Below are 10,011 nucleotides of genomic sequence, written 5' to 3'. Positions count from 1 at the left end.
TTCTTTTACTGGTATGCCCTAAATTTATGGCAGAAAACCCACATAAAGAAAAATAAAACCCCTTATTTTCGCCCCATGCCCAACATTCATCTCATAGTTATCAAGACACCCCAGCTCGCAGCCCAGGCAGCATTCTACACGCAACTTGGCTTTGAATTTCATTATCACCGGCATGGTACCGGCCCTTATCACTATGCCAGTACCGGCGAAGGCCTGGTCCTGGAAATTTATCCCCTACCCAAAGGAGTAACCGTAGCGGATCATACCACCCGGCTAGGTTTTACGGTAGATGATATAGATGACCTGATGGAGGTATTGCCCCCTGAGCACATCGTGACGCCAGCGGCCTTAACGGAATGGGGTTACGCCGCCGTAGTGAAAGATCTGGACGGCAGAAAAATAGAACTCGTCCAAAAATAAAAGCCGCTCTTACGCCAGGTAAGAACGGCTCCAATGTATGCTATTAATAATTACAACGTCTTCACTCTCATATGCCTGAAACGCACAGTTGATCCATGTCCGAGGAAACCGATATGACCAGTTTCATTCTTCAGACCAGGATGATCTTTATGATCCAGCGTGCCGTTTTTACGGGCATCTGCAATGTCACCATCCAGGATCACGGTACCATTCAATGTTACTTTGATATGGGTACCATCTACGATGGCTTCTTCCACATTCCATTCGCCTACTGGTTTCAGGAAACCACGTTTCGCAGCGATAACGCCGTAAACAGAGCCATGATACTGGTATTCATGCAGACTTTTGTACACGTCTGCTTCGTTGTCCAGGATCTGTAATTCCATACCCATGTAAGCGGCATCACCTTCCAGCGGCGCACGTACACCGAGACCGTTGTTGGCGCCGGGGGTGAGCTGGAATTCAAAACGGAAAGAGAAGTTTTTGTATTCGTCTTTCGTATAGAGGTTACCGTGTCCGCCGTTGGAAGGATCGATGATCAGGTCACCGTTGTCAATCACGTAGTCTGTGGTATTGCCCACCCATTCGTGCATGTTGGTACCATCGAACAACAGTTTATAACCGGCTTTCTTTTCTTCGTCGCTCAGCACATAAGGCTTTGGACGCGGAATTTCCTTCACATACAGGTCGCGGTAAGCTACGTAAGTGCCATGTGCCTGCAGTTCTATCTGTTCGTCCGGGAAGATCGGTAAACCGCGATCCCAGTAGTTTTCCAGGATGGTGTTATCGGTTACCAGTTCACCGTTGAGGTATACCGTTACGCGATCTCCTTTCATGAGGATGCGGAAATGATTCCATTCACCGATGGCGTTATCTGCCAGTTTCAGTGGTTTGCTGGCATGCTGCTGGTTGTTGTATAAACCACCGGAGCCTACCTGCGCACCTACGTCGGTACGGGAAGTGTCCCAGATTTGTACCTGTGGGGAGCCACGGAGATAAATACCGGCATCACCCTGTGCCGTAATTTTCCAGTCTACCAGCATTTCAAAGTCACCATACTTTTTCTCGGTGCAGAGGTTATCGCCGCTGCCGCCGAATACGAGTAAGCCATCTTTTACAGACCAGCCTTTGCGCATGTTGTCATCGGCTTTCTGTTGTGCTTTAGAGAGATTTTTAGCGTCCATTTTACCGCGGGCGATAGGATTTTCTACCAGTCCTTTCCATCCGCTCAGGTCTTTACCATTGAAGATGGCTACAAAACCGTCGCCGGCAGGCATTTCCGCGAGGTATTTGCTGATGGACTGACGCTGGTAATCAGCATCCTGTCCTTTCAGTACCTGCGCTGTTTTTTCGAGGAGAGCACGAACAGTTGCGCCATTGTAGCTTTTATCAGCCAGGGCAATGTTCATGACAGCGTTGGCGGCTGCCTGTTGTACCGGTGCATTGTCGAGGTAGTTACCTGCGAACAATAACGCAGGCAGTATTTTGCAGCGCTCAGCACCTTCCAGTATTTTTTTCTGTACTACCGGTGTGGTGGATAATTCCATAGCATTGCGCAGCATCAGCAGTTGTTGTTCTGCAGGTAAAGTAGAGCGACGGGTGAGGCCTACGTAGCCTGCCAGCGCTTCTTCGCGGTAGTCGCTGTTGGCCTTATCTCTGGCGATTTGTAATAAAGCGGGAGCGGCGGCCACATTCTTCCAGGCAGACAAAGCCACCAGTGCAGCTTTTTTCGTAGTAGCGTCTCCGTTATTAAACGCGGACACTACCGGTGCTAAAGCAGCGCTTTCACCAATACCTGCCAGTACAGGAAGGTAGCGGGATTGTTTGTCGGCAGATGCCTGCTTCATCTGTGCCAGCACATCTGCGCTATTCGCGCCGGCGCTGATCAGTGCCTCCTGGAGGTTGCTGATATCTGTTGCATTGCTGCTGTTATTCAATAAAGTAAACAGTGCAGAGAGGTTAGCTTTGGTCGCTACATCTTTTAACGCGCTAATGGCCGCGCTGCGGGTAGCAGCATCAGTGCTGGCGGTAAGTGGTAATACGTCATTCACACGGCTGTCTGCTTTACGTGCAGCCAGTACCGTTAGTAAGGCAGTTTGTGCAGCAGCTGGCATAGTAGCCAGTGCAGCGCCGGATTGTGCAGCCACTTCGTCGCCAGGCATAATCAGCAGGGCGTTCTTCACGGCTTCCACGGTAGTGGCATCACCGGTTTTCATGGTTTGCAGCAAAGCGGGTAATGCAGCGGCGCCACCGGTTTGACCAGCGGCTTTGATAGCAGCGAGTTTTACGGTTGCATCTTTGCTGCCCAGTAATTTCTGGATAGCAGGTAAAGCAGCGGCTACTTTATTATCTCCCAACATACCTACCACGGCAGCTTTATTGGCATTGTCTGCACCTGTCAGTTTCTTCAGCCACAATGCGTTGCCAGCTAATCCGTTCTGACCTGCAAATTTCAGGGCAGCATCACGGTATTCGCGGTTTTTATCATCGGCGGCAGCTAACAGCAGGGGCATATTCTTTTCACCACGAATAGTGGTGAGCAGTTTCAGCGCGGCGGTACGGGTATGTACCTGGCCGTCTGTTTTGGCTGTTTTCAGGATATTCTCTGCGATCTTTTCTGCTGCAGCTTTGTCTGTTAAGTTAGCAGCATAATTAAGATAAGAAGCCGTGGCATCGGTTACATCGTAAGTATATCCGCTTTTAGCAGCAGCAGCGGCGAGTACCGGCGCAGAGGCAGGAGCGCCGATCTGTGCCAGGGCGTACAAGGCTACTTTCACCTGTTTCTTATCTGCATCATTGGCCAGTGGAGCAATGGCAGCGGCGGCAGCGGTATAACGGCTATCCCCCAACGCTTCGGTGAGGGTGATGCGGTTAAATCCGGTGGCGGAAGACAAGGCCTGTAATAATGCCTGTTGTGCAGCAGGGGTGTTGATTTTCACCAGTGCGCGGGCAGCAGGATCACACAGGCGATCGTCTGTAAGACAAGCCTGCAGCGTGCTTACAGCGGCATCGGTGCCTACGGTTTGCAGCTGTGTGAGCAGAAAGACTTTATTTTCCGGATCACCTGCTTTAGGTAATGCTTTGCAGAGGGCAGCCACCGCTTGTTTACGGGCTGCTTCCTTTCCAGGTTGCGTTACATAATAAGCGTATCCGGCAATGGCATATTGCAATTGCGTATTATCGCCTTTTCCGGGCGCAGCAAGCATACCGGCGATGGTCGTCAGTCCTTCTTCCCCCAGGGCCGCAATCGCCTCCATATTGGTGTTAAATTGCGTTTTATTGGGGGCTGGCATCAAGGCCAGCACGTCCGCGACTTTGGTGTGGAAGGCACGCTGATCTGATGGTCCCTGTGCGGAAACCAGGCTACTCCAGCCAACCAGTAATGCAATGAGTAAGTGTAATATCTTTTTCATAATTCATTTACTTGTTTGTTCTGATTCGGGCTGTTTTAGATCGTCCATGGTCCGCGCATCGGCTGATACACGAGGGCGTTGGCGCCTGCGTCATCAATGAATTCCTGTTTCACCGGATCAAATTTCAAAGAACGGTTAAGACGTAATGCGATCTTACCCATATTCACCAATGTAGCAGAACGGTGACCATTTTCTTCATTCAGCGCAAACTTGCGGCGGTTCTTCACAGCGTCCACAAAATCTATTTGCTGAGGAGCCGGATCAGGGAAGGCGGCCAGTTTCTTTTCGAGGTCCTGTATATCTGAGCGGAAGCCGGGATACAGTTTACCTTTAGGTCCTTCTATATAAGCTGCTTTTTCATCTGCACCGTCTCCATCGAGGATAATCTGGCAACCATCTGCATACGTGTAGGTAATTCTTCTCCAGGTACCTACGGCATCAGGATGTTGCTGAGGCGCATCTACTTCTACGCTTACAGGGCTGGTATCGTCCTTGCCCAGGAAGTATTGGATAGGATCCAGGTAATGCTGTCCCATATCTCCCAAACCACCACCATCGTAATCCCAGTAACCACGGAAGGTCTGGTGCACACGGTGTGGGTTATACGGACGATAAGGCGCTGGCCCCAGCCACATATCATAATCCAGTTCTTTCGGTACTGCCATCGCCTCCAGGTTAGTTTTACCTACCCAGTAAAATTTCCAGTCAAAGCCGGTATGCTTGCTCACGGTCACTTTCAGCGGCCATCCCAGCAGACCACTGTCTACCAGTTTTTTAATCGGCTTCACTGTCGTGCCCATTCCATAAAATCTGTCTTCAAAGCGGAACCAGGTATTCAGGCGGAAAATTCTGCCATGCTGTTGCACCGCTTCCACCAAACGCTTGCCTTCACCGATGGTCGCAGTCATGGGCTTTTCACACCAGATGTCTTTCCCTGCGCGGGCTGCATCTGCTGCAATGATACCATGCCAGTGTGGTGGCGTAGCAATATGCACAATATCTACTTCAGGTAAGGTGATGACCTCGCGGTAGTCGGCAAAGGTTTTAACGCCTTTACTTTTGTCTCCGAGCTGGTCCATCGCCAGTTTCAGATGACTGCTATCTACGTCGCAGAGCGCCACTACCCGGGTACCCGCGTAGCCAAAGTGGCCACGTCCCATACCGCCTGTGCCTATTACGGCTTTGGTCAACTGGTCACTCGGAGCCAGGTAACCGCGGCCCAGCACATGCCTGGGCACAATAGTAAATGCAGCAAGCGCTCCCAGGGAATTCTTGAGAAATGCCCGCCTTGAATCGCTGTTTTGTTTCGCCATATTTCAGTTTAATTGAATGCCGGATTGAAAAATTAGGTTTTGGTCTGATAGTATTCGTTCACTGTGTAATAATAAATTCACTGTCTTATTCGATTCTGGCTTGTCGACTGGTAAGATATAATCTAACAGATTGATATGCAAGTCCTGGGACGGAAATTTGATGAGCGGCAAAAAACGGAACCTTTAGTATCCGGCATTTTGCTTCATCTCAGGATTCGACAATGTTTCTTTCTCCGGTATTGGCCACAGGTAATCACGATCTATATAAGAACGGTCCTGTACCTTCACCGCCACACCTGTTTGCGGATTGGTAGCGCCGAATACCTGCCCGTTCATCACCTGCTTTACAATTCCCCATCTCCGGATATCAAAATAACGCTGACCTTCAAAAGCCAGCTCTGATTGCCGCTCCCGGCGTACCAGCTGCCGCAGCGTAGCAGCACTGTTGTATCGCTGTAAGTCAACAGCCGGCATCCCGGCACGGGTACGAATATCATTCAGGTGCAACGCAATGGCCGGATTTTTCCAGTCGTCCAGCTCTATTAATGATTCTACATAAATCAGCAATACTTCGCTGTAACGGATAATCATAAAATCAAGGCTCCCTGCCCTGCTTTGCCGGTCGCGGGCATCCAGGTATTTGCGGATCCAGTAGCCGGTAGCGGTAGACTTCTGCACGCCTATCTTATCTGTATTCGCCGGGGAATTATCAAAGGGAGATAAAATGTAGTTGGCATCCAGAAAGGGTTCTCCCGGATACAATATGGATGCTACGAATCGGGGATCTCTGTTATTGTTGTAATTAGGATCTTTACGGTACATGGCTACAGAATCTGCCCCCAGCTCTGCGGGCGTTTTCCCCTGCTTTGTTTCAAAATTATCTACTACCGTCGACGTAGGCGATACATATGTTTCTCCACCAATGCCGTAGGGCGCAAAGGTAGTCCACGCCGTTCCACAGCCATTAGCCTTGAAGAATATCCGTTCTTTATTTAACTCACCGGTGTAACTAAATAATTCCGCGAAACTGTTGACGTTTGGTTTTTCACTACGGTATAACTTATATACACCGGAGCTAATCACCCTGGCAGCAGCATCTCTGGCCACATCATAATGATGAAAGAATAAAGCCAGCTTTGCAATGAGTGCGTTACAGGTGCCGGCCGAAATACGCCAGGTTTCATCACTGTCATATTCCTGCGGCAGATGCTCCGCACAATCTTTCAATTCACTTAGTATAAAATCATATACTTTATCTGCCGGATCTCTTTTCAGGTGATTTTCCAATGGCGTCAGCGAAGTAGTAACAATCGGAATATCACCAAAGAAAAGCATGATCTCCATATGATAAAAAGCACGGAGCGCGCGGGCTTCATATTTCATACGACTGCGCAGCGCATCATCCATAAAACATTTATCAACGTTTTCCAGGAAACGACAGGCTCGGCGTACATCAATATAATCATCTCTCCAGATCCATTCTGCTACATCCCAGGTAGAATTCTGCAAGCCACGGGTGTAGATATCATAGTTACCCTTGAAATCACCCCGGCATACTGCCTCGTCACTGAGCCCCGACCAGAACATCATATTGCGGCCAGTGGAGCCGGCAGGTATACCCGCATAAATAGAGCCCAGCGCACCATAAGCATGGCTCTCTGTTTTCCACCACTCCACATCTGTTACACCGGAAGGATTATCGTGGGTAAGAAATTTTTTACAGGCTGGCAAAGACAATAAAGTCAGGGCCAGTATCATCATCATGCTATATTTCTTTTTCATCGCGAAAAGTTTAATGGTTATAACTGTATGCTCACCCCTGCGGTGTACATTTTCATGATACCATACGTCCACTGATTACCCTGACTTTCCGGGTCTACCAGTTTCATGGAAGTAAAGACAAATGGGTTTTGCGCATTTACATATACCCTGGCACCGTTAACGCCCATACGTTTTAAGCGGGTACTGCCAAAATTGTAACCCAGCTGTATATATTTCATCCGCACATAGGCCCCGTTCTGTTGCCAGAAATCAGACGATAGTTTATTAATACTCGGTGATGTGGTCAAACGTGGAAAACGGGCGTTGGTACGCTGTGGCGTCCAGTAATTCTCAGCATAATATTGTGTTGGAACACCTCCATCGTAAGACATATCCAGCGGATACGCCAGCATACCACCCAACACGGCATTGTTATTATTCACCCCCTGCAGTAGCATTTCCAATTCCCATTTTTTATAGGTGATACGGAAGTTGGCGAAGAAGTCGGCTTTGGGTGTAGGATTTCCAATCACGGTTTGGTCATTCCCATCAATAATGTTATCGCCGTTCTGATCTATATAACGGATATCTCCCGGCTTTTGATTGGCGATAATGGGTACCAACGCAGTACCATCAGGCTTGAAGTCACTGGCCTGCAACAACCCATTGGTTTTGTAACCGTAAATGCTGTTCAACGCATATCCCTCTTTATTGATAGAAGCACCGTCTATGTATGGGCCTCCCAGTAAACTAAGCACAGTATTATTATTATAAGAAATGCCCGGTCGTACAGACAATGTTACGTTTCTCCCAATGTTACTGTTGTAATTCAGTGACAGTTCCAGGCCTCTATTACGTAATTTACCGGCATTAATAGGCGTTTTTCCCAGTCCGCCCACATACGATACCGGCGGTTGAAGGATAATGCCATTGGTGGTTTTGTTGTAATAATCAAAGGTGAGTTCCAGCTTACTTTGGAACAGGGCCAGGTCCATACCCAGGTCCAGCATATCTACTGTTTCCCAGGTGATGTCAGGGTTACCGAATACCTTATCGGTACCATCGCCGGTGTTAATCATATTCTGATATAGGTACATCCCAATATTCTCGTTGCCTAAGCGCCCATAGGATGCCCGCAACTTCAGGTTATTAACCGCCAGTATAGATTTCATGAAATTCTCCTTATGCACATTCCAACCCAATGCCACAGAAGGGAAGGTGCCATACTTATGACCGGGACCGAACCGGGAAGAACCATCGGTACGCATCGCTCCTTCGACGAGGTATTTATCTTTATAGGAATAATTCACTTTCGCATAAAAGGATAGCAACGACGTTACATCCCAATTGCCACTATTGTTTTCTTCCTGAGAATAACCACCCATTACGTAAAAATGATGGTCTTTCAAATCATAGGTATAGTCTGCCGTTACACCGGCATAGTAATAGGTCGTTCTACCCATGCTGGCATCCCGCTGCACACTCCAGGTCTGCGCCAGTTTGCCGGTAAAATAATCGAAGAAATAATAATTATTACGTGTAGTCCTGGTAACATCACTGTTTAAGCGGAAGCTGAATTGTCCGCGGAGATTCAATCCTGGTAGTACTTCCCATTTGGGTTGCAGATTAATGCTGGATTGTCCGTATTCATTGGCACTGCGTCCACCATGTTCTGCATAAGCAACAGGATTTACAATATCTACGTAGCGGCCATAGATAATGGGCGCGCCATCTTTCTGCGGATATTTAGGCAAAATTGTGGGCGGTACCCTGAAAATATCTTCCAGTATCCTGTTACCATCATTACCATTGGGGCGGTTGGGGTAGAAGGTATTTCTTTTGATGGCCAGCATGTCCATGTACACCAGGAACTTTTTATTCAGGGTAATGGAAGTATTAGCGCGGATATTATATTTATTGGAATGGTTCAGGGGAATCATGCCTTGTTGATTCTGGTAATTGGCGGTGAGTGCAAAACGCGCCAGACTGTTACCACCGCTCACTCCCAGCGAGTGGCTGGTAATAGGAGCTGCACGGTTAATGATTTCTTTTTGCCAATCGGTATTAGGGTATTTAACCGGATCATCACCGGCTTCGGTATGCTTAATATCTTCTTCCGCATAAAAAGGTGCGTTGCCGGCATTTACCTGTGCTTCATTGAACATGCGCATATATTCCGGGGCTTCCACCAGTTTAGGCATGGTAGAGGGTGATTGCACACCGAAGTATCCATCATAGGTAACCGCTACCCTGCCTGCCACGCCACGTTTGGTCGTTACCAGGATCACACCGTTGGCAGCGCGTGCGCCATACACGGCAGCGGCAGCAGCATCTTTCAGGATCGTTACACTTTCTACAGTAACGGGATCTATATAGTCCATGTCCATCGGTACCCCATCCACCAACACCAAAGGATTGGAGGCATTCACGGTGCTGATACCGCGGATTTTGATCACGGCAGCATCGCCACCCGGCAAGCCGGAACTCTGCGATACCTGTATGCCCGTAACGCCGCCCTGCAGGGCCTGCGACAGCGCCGTAATGGGCTTGCCGTTGGTCTGCTGGGCAATGTTCACCGTGCCGATAGAACTGGCGATATGTTTTTTCTGTTGCTCCGAAAGACCAACGACCACTACTTCATCGAGCGCGGAAACATTTTCTTTCAGGGAAATATTCAGTGCATTCAGGCTGCGGATAACGGTGTGTTCTTCCGGCAGATAACCCATCTGCGTAAAAATCAGGACGGCATTTTTTGTTGTCTTCAACGAAAAATAGCCGTCAGCATCGGTGGTAGTACCGATGCTGTTATTGTCTTTTACGCGGATGGTCACACCGGGCAATGCCTGCGGCGGTTCGTGCATATCGTATACCCGTCCCCGTATCACATAGGCACTGTCTTCCAGTTGGCTGGTGGGTTGGTTGGGAGGCCCATTCTTACTTTTTTCTTTTGGGATGATGGCCACCTGGTTGTGTACAATGCGGTAACTCAGGTTGGTGTTAGCCAGTGCTTTATCCAGGACTTCATTGATCTTTTTGTCCTGCAGTTCCAGGGTAAATGGTTGTTCCCGGTTCACGAGGTCATCTTTATAAAAGATGCGCCAGGT

At 48.7% G+C, this 10,011-nt stretch carries 5 protein-coding genes; 1 reads left to right on the top strand and 4 read right to left on the bottom strand.

The annotated features are described in order from the left end of the window. A partial coding sequence (locus VIP81_RS02275; RefSeq protein WP_331956858.1) for a VOC family protein occupies positions 1-420 on the top strand: 420 nt, incomplete at its 5' end. Between the two features lie 50 nt (positions 421-470). On the opposite strand, the gene VIP81_RS02270 is transcribed toward VIP81_RS02275, so the two are convergent. From VIP81_RS02270 to VIP81_RS02255, 4 genes are all read right to left on the bottom strand, one after another. Beyond that, entirely contained in the window at positions 471-3,833 is a 3,363-nt protein-coding gene (locus tag VIP81_RS02270) for a DUF1080 domain-containing protein (RefSeq protein WP_331956857.1), read from the bottom strand. Positions 3,834-3,868: 35 nt separating this feature from the next. Further along, positions 3,869-5,146 (bottom strand): Gfo/Idh/MocA family oxidoreductase, encoded by a 1,278-nt coding sequence (locus tag VIP81_RS02265; protein ID WP_331956856.1) that lies wholly within the window; start codon positions 5,144-5,146, stop codon positions 3,869-3,871. A 183-nt stretch (positions 5,147-5,329) separates the two neighbouring features. After that, positions 5,330-6,928, bottom strand: coding sequence for a RagB/SusD family nutrient uptake outer membrane protein (locus VIP81_RS02260; RefSeq protein WP_331956855.1), 1,599 nt, complete (start codon positions 6,926-6,928; stop codon positions 5,330-5,332). A 17-nt stretch (positions 6,929-6,945) separates the two neighbouring features. Further along, positions 6,946-10,011 (bottom strand): TonB-dependent receptor (locus VIP81_RS02255; protein ID WP_331956854.1); only part of this gene is annotated, 3,066 nt, incomplete at its 5' end.

This window comes from Chitinophaga sp., from assembly GCF_036566945.1.
In the GTDB taxonomy this organism is placed as follows: Bacteria; Bacteroidota; Bacteroidia; order Chitinophagales; family Chitinophagaceae; genus Chitinophaga.
Note: the sequence above shows the minus strand (reverse complement) of the source record. Positions and strands in the feature narration are given on the sequence as shown.

Excerpts from the sequence above, each read along its gene's own strand:
- VIP81_RS02270 (WP_331956857.1), bottom strand. The coding sequence starts at position 3,833 with ATGAAAAAGATATTACACTTACTCATTGCATTACTGGTTGGCTGGAGT.
- VIP81_RS02260 (WP_331956855.1), bottom strand. The coding sequence starts at position 6,928 with ATGAAAAAGAAATATAGCATGATGATGATACTGGCCCTGACTTTATTG.
- VIP81_RS02265 (WP_331956856.1), bottom strand. The coding sequence starts at position 5,146 with ATGGCGAAACAAAACAGCGATTCAAGGCGGGCATTTCTCAAGAATTCC.